The organism is Mesorhizobium sp. CA7, from assembly GCF_020165015.1.
Lineage (GTDB): Bacteria > Pseudomonadota > Alphaproteobacteria > Rhizobiales > Rhizobiaceae > Mesorhizobium.
Genome location: NZ_JAIUHH010000005.1, coordinates 36,859 through 54,064 on the forward strand (window position 1 = coordinate 36,859; position 17,206 = coordinate 54,064).

The 17,206-nt window shown below is 61.5% G+C and carries 19 protein-coding genes; all 19 read right to left on the reverse strand.

The features are described from left to right. Window positions 1-55: 55 nt before the first annotated feature. Entirely contained in the window at window positions 56-1,000 is a 945-nt protein-coding gene (locus LB552_RS12500) for a cytochrome c oxidase assembly protein (protein ID WP_224606062.1), read from the reverse strand. Beyond that, entirely contained in the window at window positions 1,000-1,596 is a 597-nt protein-coding gene (locus LB552_RS12505) for a heme-copper oxidase subunit III (RefSeq protein ID WP_224606081.1), read from the reverse strand. The genes LB552_RS12500 and LB552_RS12505 overlap by 1 nt, the downstream gene beginning before the upstream one ends. Continuing rightward, window positions 1,597-3,510 carry a cytochrome c oxidase subunit I gene (gene ctaD / locus LB552_RS12510; RefSeq protein WP_224606084.1) on the reverse strand — a complete coding sequence of 638 codons (1,914 nt, stop codon included), beginning with the start codon at window positions 3,508-3,510 and terminating at the stop codon, window positions 1,597-1,599. Then, entirely contained in the window at window positions 3,507-4,238 is a 732-nt protein-coding gene (gene coxB, locus LB552_RS12515; protein ID WP_224606101.1) for a cytochrome c oxidase subunit II, read from the reverse strand. Before coxB ends, ctaD begins: the two co-directional genes overlap by 4 nt. 477 nt (window positions 4,239-4,715) lie before the next feature. After that, window positions 4,716-5,876 carry a c-type cytochrome gene (locus tag LB552_RS12520; RefSeq protein ID WP_224606104.1) on the reverse strand — a complete coding sequence of 387 codons (1,161 nt, stop codon included), beginning with the start codon at window positions 5,874-5,876 and terminating at the stop codon, window positions 4,716-4,718. Beyond that, entirely contained in the window at window positions 5,873-6,325 is a 453-nt protein-coding gene (locus LB552_RS12525; protein ID WP_224606106.1) for a c-type cytochrome, read from the reverse strand. The genes LB552_RS12520 and LB552_RS12525 overlap by 4 nt, the downstream gene beginning before the upstream one ends. A 259-nt stretch (window positions 6,326-6,584) precedes the next feature. Continuing rightward, window positions 6,585-6,830, reverse strand: a complete 246-nt coding sequence (locus LB552_RS12530) for a hypothetical protein (RefSeq protein ID WP_224606109.1) — start codon at window positions 6,828-6,830, stop codon at window positions 6,585-6,587. A gap of 192 nt (window positions 6,831-7,022) precedes the next feature. Further along, window positions 7,023-7,385, reverse strand: coding sequence for a hypothetical protein (locus LB552_RS12535; RefSeq protein ID WP_224606112.1), 363 nt, complete (start codon window positions 7,383-7,385; stop codon window positions 7,023-7,025). Window positions 7,386-7,387: 2 nt separating this feature from the next. Continuing rightward, window positions 7,388-7,747: a hypothetical protein gene (locus LB552_RS12540; protein WP_224606115.1), complete on the reverse strand. Its 360-nt coding sequence runs from the start codon at window positions 7,745-7,747 to the stop codon at window positions 7,388-7,390. Continuing rightward, entirely contained in the window at window positions 7,747-8,967 is a 1,221-nt protein-coding gene (locus LB552_RS12545) for an NRAMP family divalent metal transporter (protein WP_224606117.1), read from the reverse strand. The genes LB552_RS12540 and LB552_RS12545 overlap by 1 nt, the downstream gene beginning before the upstream one ends. After that, window positions 8,964-9,356 (reverse strand): hypothetical protein, encoded by a 393-nt coding sequence (locus tag LB552_RS12550; RefSeq protein WP_224606134.1) that lies wholly within the window; start codon window positions 9,354-9,356, stop codon window positions 8,964-8,966. The genes LB552_RS12545 and LB552_RS12550 overlap by 4 nt, the downstream gene beginning before the upstream one ends. 797 nt (window positions 9,357-10,153) lie before the next feature. Continuing rightward, a complete protein-coding gene (locus tag LB552_RS12555; RefSeq protein WP_411966012.1) occupies window positions 10,154-10,972 on the reverse strand; it encodes a 3-methyl-2-oxobutanoate hydroxymethyltransferase in 819 nt (272 codons plus the stop codon). A gap of 32 nt (window positions 10,973-11,004) precedes the next feature. Next, complete coding sequence (locus LB552_RS12560) at window positions 11,005-11,784, reverse strand: TIM barrel protein (RefSeq protein ID WP_224606153.1); 780 nt, start codon at window positions 11,782-11,784, stop codon at window positions 11,005-11,007. Window positions 11,785-11,790: 6 nt separating this feature from the next. Then, complete coding sequence (locus LB552_RS12565; RefSeq protein WP_224606156.1) at window positions 11,791-12,099, reverse strand: MocE family 2Fe-2S type ferredoxin; 309 nt, start codon at window positions 12,097-12,099, stop codon at window positions 11,791-11,793. An 11-nt stretch (window positions 12,100-12,110) separates the two neighbouring features. Beyond that, window positions 12,111-13,070, reverse strand: a complete 960-nt coding sequence (locus tag LB552_RS12570) for a sugar phosphate isomerase/epimerase family protein (RefSeq protein WP_224606160.1) — start codon at window positions 13,068-13,070, stop codon at window positions 12,111-12,113. Next, a complete protein-coding gene (locus LB552_RS12575) occupies window positions 13,067-14,071 on the reverse strand; it encodes a Gfo/Idh/MocA family oxidoreductase (protein ID WP_224606162.1) in 1,005 nt (334 codons plus the stop codon). Before LB552_RS12575 ends, LB552_RS12570 begins: the two co-directional genes overlap by 4 nt. 80 nt (window positions 14,072-14,151) lie before the next feature. Further along, window positions 14,152-14,997 (reverse strand): ATP-binding cassette domain-containing protein, encoded by an 846-nt coding sequence (locus LB552_RS12580; RefSeq protein WP_224606165.1) that lies wholly within the window; start codon window positions 14,995-14,997, stop codon window positions 14,152-14,154. A gap of 73 nt (window positions 14,998-15,070) precedes the next feature. Continuing rightward, window positions 15,071-16,093 (reverse strand): ABC transporter permease, encoded by a 1,023-nt coding sequence (locus LB552_RS12585; RefSeq protein WP_224606167.1) that lies wholly within the window; start codon window positions 16,091-16,093, stop codon window positions 15,071-15,073. After that, window positions 16,090-17,142, reverse strand: a complete 1,053-nt coding sequence (locus LB552_RS12590; RefSeq protein WP_140630329.1) for an ABC transporter permease — start codon at window positions 17,140-17,142, stop codon at window positions 16,090-16,092. Before LB552_RS12590 ends, LB552_RS12585 begins: the two co-directional genes overlap by 4 nt. Window positions 17,143-17,206 lie beyond the last annotated feature (64 nt).

Here is a 17,206-nt window from a genome sequence, read left to right on the forward strand (position 1 = left end):
CCGGAGACGAGACCGAGGACGAGGCCCTGCTGCCTTCAACGCTTCTGGATGACAATTAATTTCGCATGGAACTCGCAGTGCCGGCGACCTTCTTTGTAGCGGACGATCCGCTTCCGATCCAAAAAGCCGCCAAGATCAATGCGGCCGCCAAGTAGAAGGCGGAGGCCCCCACCCACATGATCAAGCCACCAAGTTGCTGGTCTTCGAGAACGGTCAGATTCCATTGTGACGCCACTGAGTTCCTCGGAACGAACAGCTCATTTTTTGACAGGGCCAGAATCGCGCCGAGCAGCCCGCAATGCATCGAGGTGAAGAACAGATAGAACACCGACGCGCCGTAGCCTCTCCGGCGCGCCCGGCCATTGAGTAAGGCCCACCAGAAGAGCAGCGCGCTTGCCAGAAAGCTGAAATGCTGCAGCCAGTGCACCGGCTCGCTTGCGAGTGCAGCATCGAAGAGAACCGGCATGTGCCATGACCAGATGGCAAGGCCGTGCAGGATCGTTGCGGAGGCCGGCTCAATCAGGCCTCGCCATGTTATTCGCAAGACCGGCCATCGCGCCGCGCGCGCCAGGCGGCGTCGTATGACGGGCGGGAGCGCCCACATCATGGCGCCGAACGGGCGCGACAGGACAAGCGCAGGAGCAGCAACCACCATCAGGACCTCATGCTCGAGCATATGCGCCGTAAAGAGCCGCTCGCCCAATTCATGCAGCGGCGACATCAGGGCCGCGGCAAGCGCTGACCACCCTATCGCGAAGCAGGCCAGTTGCCACCATGCGACGCCGCGCCCCGCTCCTGCCCGCCGCCACAGCCGCGCAATGCCACCGCTGTAGATAAGCAGCGCGACGCCAAGCGGAACCACGGTCAAGCCGGTGATGGACCAGCCGCCGGTTCCTTGGCCTGCACCATGTGCGAATGCGGCGGGCGCCGGCATGATGCACAGCGCCGAAACACATGCTGCGAGCAAAGATGCCTCGCCGGCGGAGCGGGCGATCCGCATCAGAACCTCGGCAGCCAATAGAGCACGGCATAGAGGGGCAGCCATGAGAGCACGACGAAATACCAGTAGAAAGCATTGTCTTCGGCATCGCTGAAGCGTTTGCCCGTTCCGTGCCGCGTAAACATCAGCACGGCCAAGACCAACGTGTCGGCGACGTCAGTGAGGACGTGCACGCCATGCAGGCCGAGAAGGAGCCAGACAAAGGAGCCATACGCATTGTCGCTCCAGCGTACCGGCAAGGCCGAGAATTCCATGATGCGCAGCCCGATAAGCACCAGCCCGATCGCGCTCATGATCAGCAGCAGCAGACGGACCGAGCGCAAGCTCTCCCGCATCGCTGCTCGCTTGATCAGGAAATTCGGCAGTGCGCTGACGACAAGGACGAGCGTGAAGAGCGCCGACCAGAGCAGGCTCAAAGGCACCGCGTCCTTCGCCCAGTCCTTGTTGGTAACGGCCAGGTAGAGATAGCCTGCGATGCCGAGGGCGAAGCCAGTTCCCTCCAGCAGGCAGAACGAGAAGGTCCCCCACCAGGGGGTGACACGCGAACCGAAGGCATAGGTCGGCAAACCCGAGACATCGATGACGCTGCGGGCCATCTAGACATTCTCCTCGATGGTTTTCGGCCAGAACCAGGCGACCAGCACGATGGCGACGACGGGCGAACCCCAAGTAACCGCCCAGGGCGTGTAGATCGAGCCGATGAACGCGACGGCTGTGGCAAACGCCGCCAGAAAGGGCCAGATCGAGGGCGCCGGCGATTCCTCGCGAATGTCAGGCCGGGCCTCCGTGACGCTCGTCACGAGCAGTTCGCGCTCATCAACCTTGAGGCCGCCGACCACCGCCTTGTCGTCGCCCTGATCCCATAGCGGCGAGCCGCTTGTGACGCAGGGAATGCGATCGAAGTTCTGCGGCTGGGGCGGCGAGCTGGTCGCCCACTCCAACGTGTCGGCGCCCCAAGGATTGTCGCCGGCAAGGGCGCCCGAGCGGGCGCTGGCAATCATGTTGTAGAGCATGAGTAGAAAGCTTGCGAAGAACAGCAGCGCGCCGGCGCTGGCGAGCAGGTTGAGCCCGCCCCAGCCCATCTCCGCAGGGTAAGTGTAAACCCTGCGCGGCATGCCATGCAGGCCGAGCAGGTGCATCGGAAAAAACGTGACGTTGAAACCAGTGAAGGCGAGGGCGAACTGCCATCTGCCAAGCCGCTCATCCATGAGCCGGCCCGTCACTTTCGGGAACCAGTAGTAGACGGCCGCGACAAGCGGAAAGACGGTGCCGCCTATAAGCACGTAATGGAAATGAGCGACGACGAAATAGGTGTCGTGCACCTGCGTATCGATTGGCACCGACGCCAGCATCACGCCGGAGAGCCCGCCGGCGACAAAGATGAAGAAGAAACCGAGCACGAAGATCAACGGCGTCTTGAGCACCGGCTTGCCGTCCCATAGCGTCGCGATCCAGCAGAATATCTGGACCCCGTTTGGAATGGCTATAGCCATGCTGGAGGCGGTGAAGAATGCGGCGCCGACTTCAGGCAGGCCCGTCACGAACATGTGGTGAACCCACAAGCCAAAGGACAAAAAGCCGATCGCGATCAGCGACAGCACCATCGGCAAATAGCCGAAGACCGGCCGCCGGGAGAATGTCGCCACGATCGCCGACACGAAAGCGGTTCCAGGCAGGAAGATGATGTAGACTTCGGGGTGACCAAAGAACCAGAAAAGGTGCTGCCAAAGCAGCGGATCGCCGCCCGCGTCCGGATTGAAAAACTGCGTGCCGACCAGCCGCTCCATGATCAGCATAGACGAGGCGAGCATGATCGCCGGCATGGCGAAGATGATGATGAAGGAATGGACGAGCATCGTCCATACGAAGAGTGGAATGCGGTCGAGCGTCATGCCCGGCGCGCGCTGCTTCAGGACTGTGACGACGATCTCCACCGAGACTGCGAGCGCTGCGACTTCGGTAAAAGTGATCATCTGCGCCCAGTAGTCCGGCCCCTTGCCTGGAGTGAAATTCAGATTTGCGAGGGGCACATAGGAGAACCAGCCGACATCAGGGCGGATGCTCAACGCGAAAGCGCCCCACAACATCAGGCCGCCGAACAGATAGACGTAGTAGGAGAAGGCATTGAGGCGCGGAAAGGCGATGTTGCGGGTGCCGACCATGAGCGGCACCAGATAGACGGCGAATGCCTCGCCGACCGGCACCCCAAACAGGAACATCATCGTCGTGCCATGCATGGTGAAAAGCTGGTTGTAGAGCTCGGCGTCGACAAGGTGGCTGTCCGGCCGCGCGAGCTGCAGCCGCATGATGATCGCCATGATGCCGCCGGCCAACAGGAAGACGAAGGCGGTGACGGTATAGCGGATGCCGATTATCTTGTGATCGACTGTCGAGAGAATGCCTATCAGACCACGCGCCGTGCCCCAGGTCTTGCTCAGCCTCGCGCGCAGTTCCTGGTCATCCAGATCGGTGTCACGGGTCTCGTGACGTTCTTCGAGCGCCTGGTTCATCGCGAACGCTCCGAAAGGGCGGCGAATGGAGACGATGCCGCGGAAGCAAAGGCATTTTGCTTCGCAAGATGAGCCATCGGCCTTGCCGGCGCGGCCTGTTTTGCGCGCCAGCGTTCGAATTCGCTCGGCTCCAGCGCCACCACGAAGATCGCCATATGCGCATGCTGCTGGCCGCAGAATTCGGCACATTGGCCGCGGTACACGCCGGGCTTATCCGCTTGGATACGGAGCTCATTGCTTTTGCCTGGAATGAGATCGAGCTTGCCGGCGAGGCTCGGTATCCAGAACGAGTGGATCACGTCACCCGTGGTGAGCTTGATGTCGACCGCGCTGCCTACCGGAATGCGAATCTCGTTTGCAGTCTCGAAACCATTCTTTCCTTCGTAGCGGACCTGCCACCACCATTGGTGCCCTATGACGGATATTGTTACGGCCGCCCCGGCCCCATCCCTGAAAACCATCCTTTGTCCGTCGAAGCTGAGCACGGTCAGGCCCGAGAGAATGATGACGGTCGATGCCAGCATCGCAGCAAAGGCGATACGCACCGGCCGTTTGATGGCTGGACGCGCTTGCGCCGGTTCGCCGCGATTATCTCGCCGGCGTGTCAGCGCGAAGAACAACCCAGCCATGGTGACCAGCCAGACAAGACCGAGCACGGCCGTGAATATCCAGAACAAAACAGCAAGAGCGTCGGCCCGCTCGCCGTGCGGATCGAGGGCCGATTGCATACCGGTGCAGCCAGAGACGAGAGCGCCGGCTGCAGCCGGAAGGCTGGCCAAAGCCCGCCAATTGGGGGCTCTCCGAAACAGACGAAACACAAGATCCGGAACTCGCCGGTCCCGTTCCGTGTTGTGGGCTTCGTAAAGTGTCGAAGAGGCTGAGCCGTGAGTCTGAAACGCGATATCAGGATTTTCCGCGAACACGGGTTCTACGTTGCGACACTCCTCGCCTTCTGCCTGATCGGCGGCGTTCTTCTGTTCTGCGGCATCTACGCGCCATAGCTGCGACAGGAGGCCGGGACAGGCTGCAGTCCCGAAATTCCATGTCTCGTAAGGCCGCCGGAAGTGCATTCAGCCTGGTTCACCCGCAAAGGATGCTTCAGCCGGCTGTCTGCTCAGGCCGTCTGTGCGGAGTTGGAACTGGCAGGATGGGATAAAGTTCCTTGAACCGATTTCGAGGCGCCTTGTACAGCAGGCGCATTGTGCTCACCGAGGACCTTCAGCACGTCTGGAAAAATAGGCCGATACCGCTTGTATATCGTCGTCCGTGAGGCGTTGGGCTGCGGTAGCCATGATATGCCAGAACGGCGTGCCGCCTCGGTCCTCGGACCGGAACAGCTTCAGCTGCCGCTCCAGGTAAGCAGCACGCTGACCGTCGAGGCGCGGATAGATCGGATTTTTGTCGGAGCCGAGATGGCAGCCGGAACAGGCAGGCACGTTCCGCTCCGGAATTCCGGCCTCAGCGATTTGCTGTCCCTTGTTGATCACCGCCGAAACTTGATCGCGGTCCGCTGATACCGGCGGCTGCGCCGCGAAATACCGGGCAAGCGCAGCCAGATCGGCGGGGTCGACACCAGTCACCGGCAGAGCCATGAAGCCGCTCGTGCGATCGCCCTTGGCATAGGCCTGAAGGCTGGCGAGCAGGTAAGCTTCTTTCTGCCCGGCCAGCACGGGCACGGCGTCACCCCTGCCCTCGCCGTCGCCTCCGTGGCAGCGCATGCAGTCGGAGAGAACATCCGGGGTGGCGGGTTGCCGATCGCTGCTGGTAGCATCGCTGCCATTGAAGGCAAGCGCTCGAAATTCATTCGGATTGAGCTTTGGAAGTTCCCGCAGGAAAGCAACCATTGCCCAGACCTCGTCATCGCGGTCGCGGGCCGGCCAGGCGGGCATGCCGGTGAACCGTATTCCATGCTTGACGATCCGAAAAAGCTGGGCGTCGGTCCAATCTCCGACCGTGAGCGCGAGATCCGGCGGTTGCGGAAGCATCCGCAGCACCGCCGGCGAGCGGAGCTCGCCAGGCGCGCCGTGGCAGATCGCGCAGCCTCGCGCGAAATGTCCGGCTGCCGCCGCGAGCCCCCGCCGGTCGAGCGTTTTCGGCGCGTCCACGGCCAATGCATAGGTGCGTACGGCCGAGCGCATGGCGAGCTGAAGGAACCAGGCCGTCACCTTCCAATGGCCGCTGCTGGCGCCGACGTTGAAAAAGCCGATCCATGCCCCAAGCAATAGGACGACAGGCAAACCGATGGCGCCGAATACGACATGCTTCACGCGGATCATCATCGGCTGGTTCGCCACGCGAACGGCGTCTTCTTCGGCAGTAGCATTGGACGACGCTGTCCCGAATTCGGTACGAGAACCACGCGTCATTGCAAGGCTTTCAAATATCGCGCGATCGTCTGGATTTCGGTTTGCGGCAGCATGTCGAACGCCGGCATTTTCACGCCTGGCTTGAACAGATCAGGGCGAGCGACAAAACGTGCAATGGCTTCCTCGGTGTTAGGCAGGACCCCGGCGCCGATCGCTGATCGCGATCCGACATGGGAAAGGTCCGGGCCAATCGTCCCGCGGGCCTCGGTGCCTCTTATAGTATGGCATGCACCACAACCGTTGCTCAGGAACAGCGACAGCCCGCTGCCCGGCGGGTCTTGGGATGCGGTTAGGTTCGAGAATTGCGGCGCAGCCGGAATTACGGGCTCGATCGGAGGTTTGACGACCTTCGCTTGTTGATACCCGAGTTCCTCGGCTGCGACCCAGTTGCTGGCATAGGCAAGAAACCAAAATGCGAAGCCTACCAGAAGGCCGGCGTTTGCTGACATGACAACCGCTCCCGCGCTTTAACTTTGCAGGATGGGCGAGGTTCCATTCCCGCGGGCGCCGGGGCTGCGGTCTTTTGGCGGTCAACCGCTAGCGAAGGCGGTGATTCAGCCTGGAGACCTTTTCCAGTCGAACACGTCGAAGCCGATCACAGTTATTCGTCGAGAATCCGGGCAAGTTGCGCAAAAGACTGCTGCCACAGATTATCGAGAAGGCACCGATTGCGGCCGGGAGGCCCTGGGGTTGCCGCGGAAGGCGGTCCTACTTGGAACCTCGATTCCTGTTATGGGCACTTTCTTGATTTTTGCCGCGAAGGATATTGCGATCGTCTGGATCGACCAGGTCAGGCGTATCGCCCCTGAGGCTCGACCCCTTCCGCCGTGCCTCGCGCTCCGCCGCCGACCGCTTCAGCTCCGCTTTGGCCTCGAATTCCTTGGGCGCGTTCTTCGTATTCTCACGCTTCTCGATGACACGTATCTGCTGATCGTGGGTGGTGCGTCCAGTCATTGCTCGCTCCTGTCTTTTTGACGGTAACGGCAGTTGGACTCGATCGTTCCGCATAGGAGGAGTTTCCTTGGGCATAAATGCAATATGGCAAGAGTAGCGGCCTTGGCGTCGGCAAGTCCGGGCTCATCTGGACAGACGGCGCGCCCGCGGATCGGTGCAAAGCGTCTCGGACGACATCGGGAGACCGCTGCCTCAACTGTCGCGCTGATGGAGGGGAGCGGGACTTGTGCGAGAATTGCCAATATCTTCTAATCCCGAAAGCTCGTCATCCGAGCAGAGCAGCCGCGGGTGCGCCGGATCGGTAATGTCGAGCTTGTCCCAAGGTATGCGATAGAGGCCCGACCTGCGACGCAGCTTGAAAAAATCGAGCAATGCGGTGCCGACGGTCGACGCGGACAGACGTTCGAACGCCGCGAAGATGCCGATATGGAATTCGGTGACGACGAGATCGTCACCATCCTGCTCGGCGATGATCTCCTCGATGTAGCCGATGCTCTTGCCGCTTTCTGAGCACACGCGCCGGCCGGCCAGATGCTCGAGGTTCACATTCGCCATCGTCAGGCTCCCGGGATCCGGCCGACGACGTGATCGCGCAACCAGTGCTGCCAGGCAAAGATCTTCGTCCTGCGAACGTCGATATCGAATTCGATGTCGACGCCGATGTCGCGCACCTTGTTCCATGCGATCCGATGCGGCCTTGCCTGGCGCTTGCCGCCAAGCTTTGCCGCGAGGCGCGCCGTCCACCGCCCTGGCTGCGCGCCAAGCCGGCGCGCCAATGCGATCGAGCCAAGTTCGACGGCAACGAGCCTGGGCGGCTTGCCTTGCCTCAGCTCGGCGACTAGGCCGTCAACCTTGCCGATCTTGACCTGCTCGCGATCGACGACCTGCTTGTCCAATATATCGCGCAGCAGCTGCATCATGTGCCTCCGAATATCTGCAGCGGAATGGTCACCACCGCCAGCACGAAGCCGAGCGCGATGACGAAGATCACGGCCGCGTTCGAAATGACACCGTTGCGATGCTTGCCGACATAGCGGTCGTCGTTCAGCAGGAAAAGGAACGGAACGACCGTCAGCGGCAGGCTGGCCGCGGTCAGCGCCATCGAGAAGATGGTGAGTTTCAACGGGTCTAGACCGAGCGCTATAGGGACGGCGGCGAGGAAGAGCGTCAATGTGTAGACGAGGCTGAATCCGGGATCGTCGCGCGGCTTCAGATTCTCGCCCCAGGTCCAACCGAATCCCTGCGCGACCAGATAGGCCTGCTGCAAAGCTACTTCTAGAGCGGCTCCGAAACAGGCAATGCCTAGCGAAGCAACGAAAAGGACGAAGCCCCAGAAGCCGAAGATCGGGATCAGCATCAGCGGAAGCTGGTTATAGTCATCCACCTGGTTCACGCCATGGGCGCCGAGCACAAGCGCGGCCACGATCAGCACGGCGACCGAGATCGTCCCTCCGAAGCCCATGCCAAGGCCGGCAATCGCCCGATTGGCGCCGAGGTAACTCTTGTCCCATTGGTCCTCGATCGCGCCCGACGAATAGAACATGAAAAGATAAGGCGAGATCGATGCGCCGAGAATGCTGACGGCCATGAACCAGTAGGTCGCCGTGTCGTGCTGCGGCAGGCTGGGCACGGCCCCGACCGCCACCTCTTTCCAATCGGGGCGGAGCATCACCGCCCCGACTACGAAGCAGAGCGTGACCAGGCCAAGCATCGATACCCCTTTCTCGATGAGGCCGAACGTGCCTTTCCACAGCAGCAGCCAGGCAAGGAAAGCGACCGGCAAGGCCCACCACTGGAAACCGATGCCTGTGGCAAGCTCGGCGGCAATGGCAACGCCGCCTATCTCGGCGGACAGCACCAGGAAGTTGACCAACAAGACCGCAAGCAGCGGCCAAATGAACGCATTGAAGCCGAACCGTTCGCGGATGCCGTCGGCAATGGTGTGATGGCTCACGGCGGCGAACCGGCCAGCCATCTCGACCAGGAAGGCTATGCAGACGGTGCCAAGGACAATGGCCCAGATGAGCTGGTAGCCGAACAATGCACCGGCCTGCGCCGCCGTCGCCATCGAGCCGACCTCCAGGAAGCCGCCGACGCTGGTCACGACACCGAGTGAAATTTCGAGCAGCTTCTTCATTGCTGCTGCGCAAAATACTGGCGATAGGCCGCGGCGAGATCTGCTTGCGCGGCGCGAAGATCCTGCCGCGCCTGTCTGGCCTGGATCTGCTGTTCAGCCTTAACGGCGCGCTCGGCCGCGGCTGCTGCGAGCGTCAGCCGGCCGACCGCCGACCTCAGCGCGTCCCGCCTTGCGATATCGGATGAGGGGGCCGATTGAACTTGCCGGTCGGCATCACCAAGCGTGCCGGCAAAGGATTGCAGGGCCTCAGATGCATAGTGCGGCGGTGCGGCGCCGGAAAGCCAGGCATCGATCACCAATACCGCCGCCTCCGCCGTCGAGGCGGCAAGCTTCGATTGCTGTTCGACGGTTTCAGATGAGGAGCAGGAGGCCAGCGCCAGCGCAAGCACCGGCAGTAAAAGCAGACTCCGCCAGGCAATGCTGCTCAATTGCTTCCTCTCGCTGCTTCTTCAAACATGAAGATAAGGCAGCATCGATCGGAAGGTTCCACTCAACTGGACGGCAGTGTCCGTTGGCGCAGTTCCAGCACCTCGTCTACCAATGAGTTGCTCAACTTCGCTTCGAAAGCTGTAGTCATCGACCTGCCAGCTCGAGCGCTGGCGAAGACCTTTTCTCACGCAGCGAGACGGCTTGAGGACACGATGGGGTGGCTCGACCTTGACGGTGCGACCCAACAGAAGAATTCATGGTTGATCGAACGATTTCTAAGCCTGAAGGTCGACCCAGAGTACCCTCTGACCTGACGCGACACACCGATGGAACATCTCGACGCAAATCGGCTCCGCGCTGTCATTAAAGCCGTCGCCGCTAATAAAACGCAGCTTAGGGTCTGGCGATCGATGCAGTTGCTTTGTTAGCTCGGTTTCCGCTGCCCTTTCGATCAAGGATATCATTGCGAAAGCAGTTCTGCATTTCTTTGAAGGAGCTGAAGCCGAGGCGCGGAGCGAGGCGAGATAAGGTCGTCGTTGATACGTTGCACCGGCGTGCGATCGAGACCGAATTCTCGAAGGCGACGTAGTCCGGGTTCGAGAACATCAGTCGAGCCGCTGTCTCCAGTTTCGCCGGAAGTATCATTTCCTTCTTTGCAATCAGTATTTTGAGCTCAGCGAGAGTTGGCGCTTTGGTGCTTCGCACTACCGGCTGCTTGGCGCCTGCTGGTGATGACGTGGGTAGCTGAGGCATCGTTTCACCGTTTGGCCGCTTGCATGAAGCTGTCGAACTCGGCATCTCCGATCGGAACGGTGTGCTCATAGCCTGGGTATCGGCCAGATTCGACATCGGCCCTGTATTCTTTGAACGCCGCGATGCGCTCGTCCTGAATCTTCTGCAACTCAGGACCAAGATTTCGGTAGACCTTTCCATGTCGTGGCTTGTGGTTCTTGCCGTAGCCGCAGACGTCTTCGGTGAAGAGATATTGCGCATCCGCATGTTTGCCGGCGCCCATGCCAAGCATCACCAATGACGAGTTCTCGGTCAGGAATTTCGCCACCCGGTCAGGCACGACTTCCAATTCCGCCCCGAAGACGCCGATCTCCTCGAGCCTCTTCGTATGCCGCCAGAGGCGGAGCGCTTCGTCCGCCGTCTTGCCGACCGCTCGCCACCCCGTCCAGGTGATGTAGGAAGGAATCAGGCCGATATGGCCGACGACTGGGAGGTGATTGTCGCAGAGCGCCCTTTGCACGTCATAGGAGGCCGCGCAGTAGAAGGCGTCGCCGCCAATGCCGGCGAAATGGAAGGCCGCCCGCAGATAATCTTCCGCCGTGGCAAGAGGCCGGCCTGCAAAACTGCCCCAGCCGCCATAGGGCAGACCGACCTGTACGAAACAGTTGCCGGCCGCATCCCGCATTTCGTGGTCGAAATATCGGCCCTCGATCGACAGCATGTGAATGCCCGCCGCCGCTGCGGCGGCGGCTTCCTCGGGCGTGCTGACGAAGAGCATGGATATCTTCTGTCCATTCCGCTTCATCTTTCGAATGTCCTCGACATGAGGACGGTTGTGATACATGCCCATGGTCAGCCTCCGCCGCGGTTCGTATCTCAGATCGTGAAAGCACGCCGGAACGCGTCCAGCGCTGCTTCCGGATCATTTTGCGCAAAAGCTTCCAGTCCCACTGCCCCGCGATATCCCATGTCGAACAGGGCCCTCGCGATGTAGGGCCAGTTCATCTCGCCTGTCCCCGGCTCGCAGCGACCCGGATTGTCGGCGACCTGCACCTCACCGATGAAGAGCAGGCACTTCTGACACCAGCGCACGATGTCGCCTTCGCCGATTTGGGTGTGATAGAGGTCGAGGTTGATCCGCAATTGCGGCCTGTCGATCGACGACACCAAAGCCAGCACCGCCGCCGTGGAGCCGAAGGGGCAGCCTGGGTGATCCAGCAGGTTCAGGTTTTCGAGTGTGAAGACGACGTCTTCCGCTTCGGCCATGTCGCAGATGCGGTTCAACGTGTCGCGCGCCTTCAGCCACATGGGGCCGGTCTCGACCTCGGCCTTCACGATGGGAATACCGCCCTCTCCAAGCCCGGTGCCGTGCAGGTTCAACCGGGCGACGCCGAGGCGTTTTCCGACCTTCGCGGTCTCGGAAGCTGACTTCAAGAGCATGTCGGCGCCCTCGTCGTCGGCAAGCCGCCCTTCGAGATAGCCGTTCATGATCGTGAAGCTCGCGCCAGTCTTCTCGAGCGCCGCGAGGTCATGGTCCGGCCAATTCCACAATCCGACGCCGAAACCCATTTCATGCAGCCGCGCGACGCGCCAAGCCATCGGACGATCGCGCCAAAGCATCTCGGCGCAAGCGGCCAGTTGGAACGGTTGGCTCATGACCGATCAAACCTCGACCATGACGCGGCCGTTCTCGACCTTCGTCTTATATGTCCTGAGGTTCTCGCAAGCCGGCGGCGTCTCCACCTCGCCAGTCGTGAAGTTGAAGATCGATGCGTGCTTCGGACATTCCACTGTATTCCCCATGACCAGGCCGTCGGCCAAGTGGATCCTCTCGTGCGTGCACAGCCCGTCCGTGCAGTAATATTCATCGGCGTCGTTGCGGAAGATCGCGAAGGTTCGGCCGCCATCGTCGAAGCGTTTGGCTTCCTCGGCTTCGATGTCATCGGCGGCGCATGCGTCGACCCAGGGCATTGAGCATCTCCTCAGATATCTTGTGGTTTGAAGTCCGCGGGGGCCGACGGCATCACGCCCTGGAGCAGCGCGACGGACTTGTCCAGCCCCTCCACCGAATTCAGAAGCACGTCCTCGTGCTCGATGGAAAGCCAGCCGTCATAGCCGGCCATTTTGAGCCGATAGCAGAACTGCCGCCACCACTCCTCGCCATGGCCGAAGCCGAGCGTGATGTAGCTCCAGGAGCGAGCCGGGATGTCCATCAGGCTGCCATTCTCAAGCAGCGAGGTCGTGGCCTGAACGGGTCGGTTGAGCAGCGTGTCCTTGGCATGAACATGATAAATGGCGGCGCCCAGCGCTTCGGCGGCAGCAAGCGGATCAGCGCCCATCCAGAACAGATGCGAAGGGTCCAGATTGGCGCCAATGACAGGTCCGACCGCTGCTCGAAGTTTCAGAAGCGAGGGCACGTTATAGACACACTGATTGCCGTGCAGCTCGAGCGCGATGCGCTCGACGCCGTTTGCTTTCGCAAGGGCAGCGATTTCGGTCCAGAACGGGATCAGCTTTTCTTCCCATTGATATTTGAGGATGGTCTGTGTTTCCGGCGGCCAGGAGGACACGACCCAGTTCGGCATGCTGTCGCCGGCGCTGCCGGCCGGCAGGCCGCTCATGGTGCAGACGGTGCGGATGCCCATCTCGCCGGCGACGCGGATGGTATCTCTCAATCCTTCGCCTTGGGAATGATCGGTCGGATGCAACGGATTGCCGTTGGCGTTCAGGCTGATGATCTCCAGCCCGTGTTCCTCGAACGCTCCAGCGAACCGCTTTTGAGCCTCCCTGTTGCCTAGCATGGACGACAGCCGGAAATGCGGCGCCGTCGACCAGCCGCAAGTGTTCACCTCGATGCCGGACACGCCCATGAGCTGGGCGTGATCGAGCACCGCCTCAAGCGGCAGACCGCCGAGACTATCTGAAACGAAACCCAGCTTCACGCGTAGAACTCCGGCTTTGCAATCATCTGAACTTCTGTACGGCGGGCTTCCCTCAGTGCCCTCACGCCGGCCTCGGCAACGATGGCCGCGCAGTATCCGTCCCAACAATCCGAGGCGATCGCCGGGAACTCGCCGGTCGTGGCAAAGCGCAGGAAGTCGCGGTTCTGGCGGCGATAGGCATCGTAGTAGCGGGTCCGCCAGTCGGCGTCGTAGCTTGTGCTTTGGGTAAGCGCCGACTCCGTGCGGGTATAGGCGACGTTGCTGGTCGCAACGGTGCCGCGCTCGCCGACCAGCTCGGCGCGAACGTCGTAGCCATAGGCGGCATTGTTGTTGATCTCGATGTTGACGAGCTGGCCGTCCACCGTTTCCAGCACCATGACGACGGGTGCGACGCGCGCATCGGAGCGGCTCGGCTGGAATGCAGAGATTGCCGCATACTCGGTTCCAAGCACGTAGCGCACCACGTCGAATTCATGCGGAGCGGAATTGGTGATGGCCATCGCGCCGGTGAAATCGGCAGCCGGCGTTTCGACATTGCGGTGGAAATTGTGCATCATCAGCGCCCGGCCGAGACGGCCTTCTTCAAGCGCCCGTTTCATTTCCTGGTAGGAACGGTCGTAACGGCGCATGAAGCCGAGCTGGACGAATTTCGCGCCCGCCTTCTGTTCGGCTTCCATCACCGCGACGCACTCGGCCGATGCTTGCGAAAGCGGCTTTTCGCAGAGGACCCGCTTGCCGGCGGCAATGCAGGCCATCGAAAGCGGCGCATGCGTGAAATCGGGGCTCGCGATGATCACGGCGTCCACGTCTTGCCGGGCGATGCTGCCCTTGGGGTCCGTGGCAATGTCGAAGGCGCCGCACGCGTCGGCCACGCTACGGGCGCGCTGCTCGTCCATGTCGCAAACCAATTGCAAGGTGGCGCCTGGTAACTCCTCGGCGACTATCTTGGCATGGTCGGCACCCATCAAGCCGGCGCCGATCACTGCAATGCGAATTGTCATTTCTGTCCTGCTTTGCTTCTTCGAATTATGGGCAGCGGCGGCATCGAGCGGCACCAGGCTGGGAAATACCTTTGTGAAGTCTAATGCGCGGTTGGGCCCTTCAGCACCTGTAGGGACGGCGGATGCCCCTCATGGGTGTCCATGTAACCCGCGACCTGGACCTCCAGATCGGACATGGTCTCGCCGCCCGCCATCAGGTCCGTGATCTCCTCGCGGGACTTCTCGCCTTTACGGAAATCGGCGGCGATGGCGCCGCGGATCAGCACCGCGAAATGGTCGCCGACGGCCATGGCGTGCATGACCTGGTGGGTGATGAAGACCACCGCCAGGCCACGCCGCTTGGCCTCGTTCACGATGCGCAGCACATGGGAGGCCTGCTTGACGCCGAGCGCCGCGGTCGGTTCGTCCAGGATCAGCACGCGCGCTCCAAAATATACGGCGCGGGCAATAGCGAGCGACTGGCGCTCGCCACCCGATAACCCCCCGACCAGGCGGTCGCCGTCATCGATACGGGTGATGCCGAAATCCCGGACCGCTTTCACCGCGATCTCATTGGCGCGCTTTCGGTCGTAGATCTTGAACGGACCCCAACCTTTGGTCGGCTCGACGCCGACGAAGAAAGACCGCCCGATGCTCATCAGCGGAAACGTGCCGCCAAACTGGTGCACCGTGGCGATTCCGCGTCTCTGCGCGTCGCTCGGTCCGGTGAAGGTCACCGGCTGACCATCCATCAGGATCTGACCGCTTGTGGGCTTGTGGACCCCGGCTAGCGTCTTGATGAGCGTCGACTTGCCGGCGCCGTTGTCGCCGAGCAGGCAGAGCACTTCGCCGGCGCGCACCCTCAGCGAAATATCGTGCAGGACGTCGATCGGTCCGAAGGACTTGTTGACGTTCCTCAGTTCGAGAATGGCAGGTTTGTCGTTCATGGCGTCATCTCTTCATCTGCATCCGGCTGCGCCAAGGTGCTCGGCGAAGCGGGGCCTGATCTGAACTCGCTTCTCATGGGTTTGCCGGCTCTCGCGGCGGGCCTTGTTTGCGCCGCGGCCGGAAGTACAGCGCCAAGTCGCGGAACGACTGGTTCATCAGCACCGCAAGCAGGAGCATCACGCCGATGATCAGGTTCGACCAGTTCCGGTCGATCTGGGTGAAGTAGATGCCCTGGCTGACCATGGCGAAGGTGATGGTGCCGACGAAGATGCCCAGGACCGAGCCGAATCCGCCAGTCAGCAGCACGCCGCCCACGACCACGGACACAATGGCATTGAAGATGAAGTTCATGCCGCCGGAGACCTGGGCGGAGTTGAACAGGATCGCTTGGCAGATGCCGACGAATGTGGCGCTGACCGCGGACAGCACGAACAGGGCAATGGTCATGCGGTCCGTCGGGATGCCGGCGTTGCGGGCGCTGACCTTGTCGCCGCCCATTGCAAAGAGCCAATTGCCATAACGCGTCTTGTGCAGCACGAAACCGATAATGGCGGCGAACGCGAGCCACCAGACGATGATGACCTGGTGACTGCCGCCGATCAGCTGTCCGAATAGGAATTTTGCCCAGTCCGGCGCGGTGAGCGCCACGCTGGCATTGCCGGTCAGAAGCACCGAAGCACTGAGCACCACGCCCTGCATGGCGACGAGCGTGGCCAGGGTGATGATCAGCGACGGCACTGAAGTCCGAATGGTCAGCAGGCCGTTGACCAAGCCAACCGCGATGCCGACCGCCAGCGCGCCGGCAATGCCCACTGTTATGGGGAATCCGTAGTAACCGGTCAGGATCGCAGTGGTCATCGAACCCGCCGGGATCAACGCGCCGATGGAAATATCGAGCTCGCCAGCGATCATCAACAGGCCGACGGGGATGGCGACGATGCCGAGATTGGCCGCGAAGTTGACCCAGCTCGCCGCGCCAACCAGCGTGACCGGATTGGCGCCGCCGAACAGAACGAAGAACAGCACCACGCCGACGAGACTGAGGATGGAACCGGCGTCGGGACGGCGCAGCAAGGACTTGACCACGTCTATCATGACTGACCTGCCTTCTTCGACGAATAGCTGAGCGCCAATTGCCGGAACGTATCGTTGGTCAATACCGCAATCAGCAGAAGCGCGCCGATGATAACGCTGCCGACATTGGGATCCAGGCTGGTGAAATAGATGCCCTGGTTCACGATCGAGAAAGTAAGGGTGCCGAACAGGATGCCGACGATCGAGCCGAAACCGCCCGTGAGCAAAACGCCGCCGATGACGACGCACATGATGGAATTGAAAATGAAGGACTGGCCCGCCAAAACCTGCGCGCTCTGATAGACCATCACCTCGCTGACCCCGACGAAAGCGGCGCTGAAGCCGGACAGCATGAACAGGCCGATGGTGAGCCGCTTGGTCGGGATACCGACGTTGCGCGCGCTCTCCTTGTCGCCGCCCAGCGCATAGATCCAATTGCCGATCGGTGAGACGTGCAGCAGCCAGAACAGACCGACGACGAACACCACCCACCACAGGATCGTGACCTGGAACATGCCGCCGAGATAATCACCGAGGATTAGCTTGGTGAGCGGGTCAGGCACAAGCGAGACGCCGGTGCTGCCGGCGATCTTGACGGTAAGCCCCAGCGTCAGACCCATCGTGCCGAACATGGTGCCGATGGTAATGATGAGCGACGGGATGGTTGTCCTCGTCACGAACAGCCCGTTGATGAAGCCGACCGCGAGGCCAAGGCCAAGCGCCGCCGCTATGCCGAGCCAATCGGGCAGGCCATAATGGCCGGAGACGATGGCCGCCGTGAGCGAAGCAGCAGGGATCACCGCACCGACCGAGATGTCCAGTTCCCCGGCGATCATCAGCAGTCCAATCGGCAGCGCGATTATCCCGATCTCGGAAGCGATGTTCAGCCAGCTGGCCGTGCCGGCGGCCGACAAAAAGCCACTACCGCCGAACAGCCCGAAGAACAGCAGAACTGCGACCATGCCGAGAAACGAGCCCGACTCCGGCCGACGCGCCAGCCGGCCGAGGGCCAGTCCGGATTGCGTTCGGTCCGGCGCCGGAATTGATGTGGACGTCACGGGATGTGCCATTGGGGTAATCCGCGAACATGCCGACCTGCCACGATGCGGCCGACGCCGAGAAGGAAAGAGGCCG

What these genes read in the sequence shown, in the direction of transcription:
- LB552_RS12500 (WP_224606062.1), bottom strand. Translation starts at nt 1,000, where the DNA reads ATGCGGATCGCCCGCTCCGCCGGCGAGGCATCTTTGCTCGCAGCATGT.
- LB552_RS12505 (WP_224606081.1), bottom strand. Translation starts at nt 1,596, where the DNA reads ATGGCCCGCAGCGTCATCGATGTCTCGGGTTTGCCGACCTATGCCTTC.
- ctaD (WP_224606084.1), bottom strand. Translation starts at nt 3,510, where the DNA reads ATGAACCAGGCGCTCGAAGAACGTCACGAGACCCGTGACACCGATCTG.
- coxB (WP_224606101.1), bottom strand. Translation starts at nt 4,238, where the DNA reads ATGCAATCGGCCCTCGATCCGCACGGCGAGCGGGCCGACGCTCTTGCT.
- LB552_RS12520 (WP_224606104.1), bottom strand. Translation starts at nt 5,876, where the DNA reads ATGACGCGTGGTTCTCGTACCGAATTCGGGACAGCGTCGTCCAATGCT.
- LB552_RS12525 (WP_224606106.1), bottom strand. Translation starts at nt 6,325, where the DNA reads ATGTCAGCAAACGCCGGCCTTCTGGTAGGCTTCGCATTTTGGTTTCTT.
- LB552_RS12530 (WP_224606109.1), bottom strand. Translation starts at nt 6,830, where the DNA reads ATGACTGGACGCACCACCCACGATCAGCAGATACGTGTCATCGAGAAG.
- LB552_RS12535 (WP_224606112.1), bottom strand. Translation starts at nt 7,385, where the DNA reads ATGGCGAATGTGAACCTCGAGCATCTGGCCGGCCGGCGCGTGTGCTCA.
- LB552_RS12540 (WP_224606115.1), bottom strand. Translation starts at nt 7,747, where the DNA reads ATGCAGCTGCTGCGCGATATATTGGACAAGCAGGTCGTCGATCGCGAG.
- LB552_RS12545 (WP_224606117.1), bottom strand. Translation starts at nt 8,967, where the DNA reads ATGAAGAAGCTGCTCGAAATTTCACTCGGTGTCGTGACCAGCGTCGGC.
- LB552_RS12555 (WP_411966012.1), bottom strand. Translation starts at nt 10,972, where the DNA reads ATGTATCACAACCGTCCTCATGTCGAGGACATTCGAAAGATGAAGCGG.
- LB552_RS12560 (WP_224606153.1), bottom strand. Translation starts at nt 11,784, where the DNA reads ATGAGCCAACCGTTCCAACTGGCCGCTTGCGCCGAGATGCTTTGGCGC.
- LB552_RS12565 (WP_224606156.1), bottom strand. Translation starts at nt 12,099, where the DNA reads ATGCCCTGGGTCGACGCATGCGCCGCCGATGACATCGAAGCCGAGGAA.
- LB552_RS12575 (WP_224606162.1), bottom strand. Translation starts at nt 14,071, where the DNA reads ATGACAATTCGCATTGCAGTGATCGGCGCCGGCTTGATGGGTGCCGAC.
- LB552_RS12580 (WP_224606165.1), bottom strand. Translation starts at nt 14,997, where the DNA reads ATGAACGACAAACCTGCCATTCTCGAACTGAGGAACGTCAACAAGTCC.
- LB552_RS12585 (WP_224606167.1), bottom strand. Translation starts at nt 16,093, where the DNA reads ATGATAGACGTGGTCAAGTCCTTGCTGCGCCGTCCCGACGCCGGTTCC.
- LB552_RS12590 (WP_140630329.1), bottom strand. Translation starts at nt 17,142, where the DNA reads ATGGCACATCCCGTGACGTCCACATCAATTCCGGCGCCGGACCGAACG.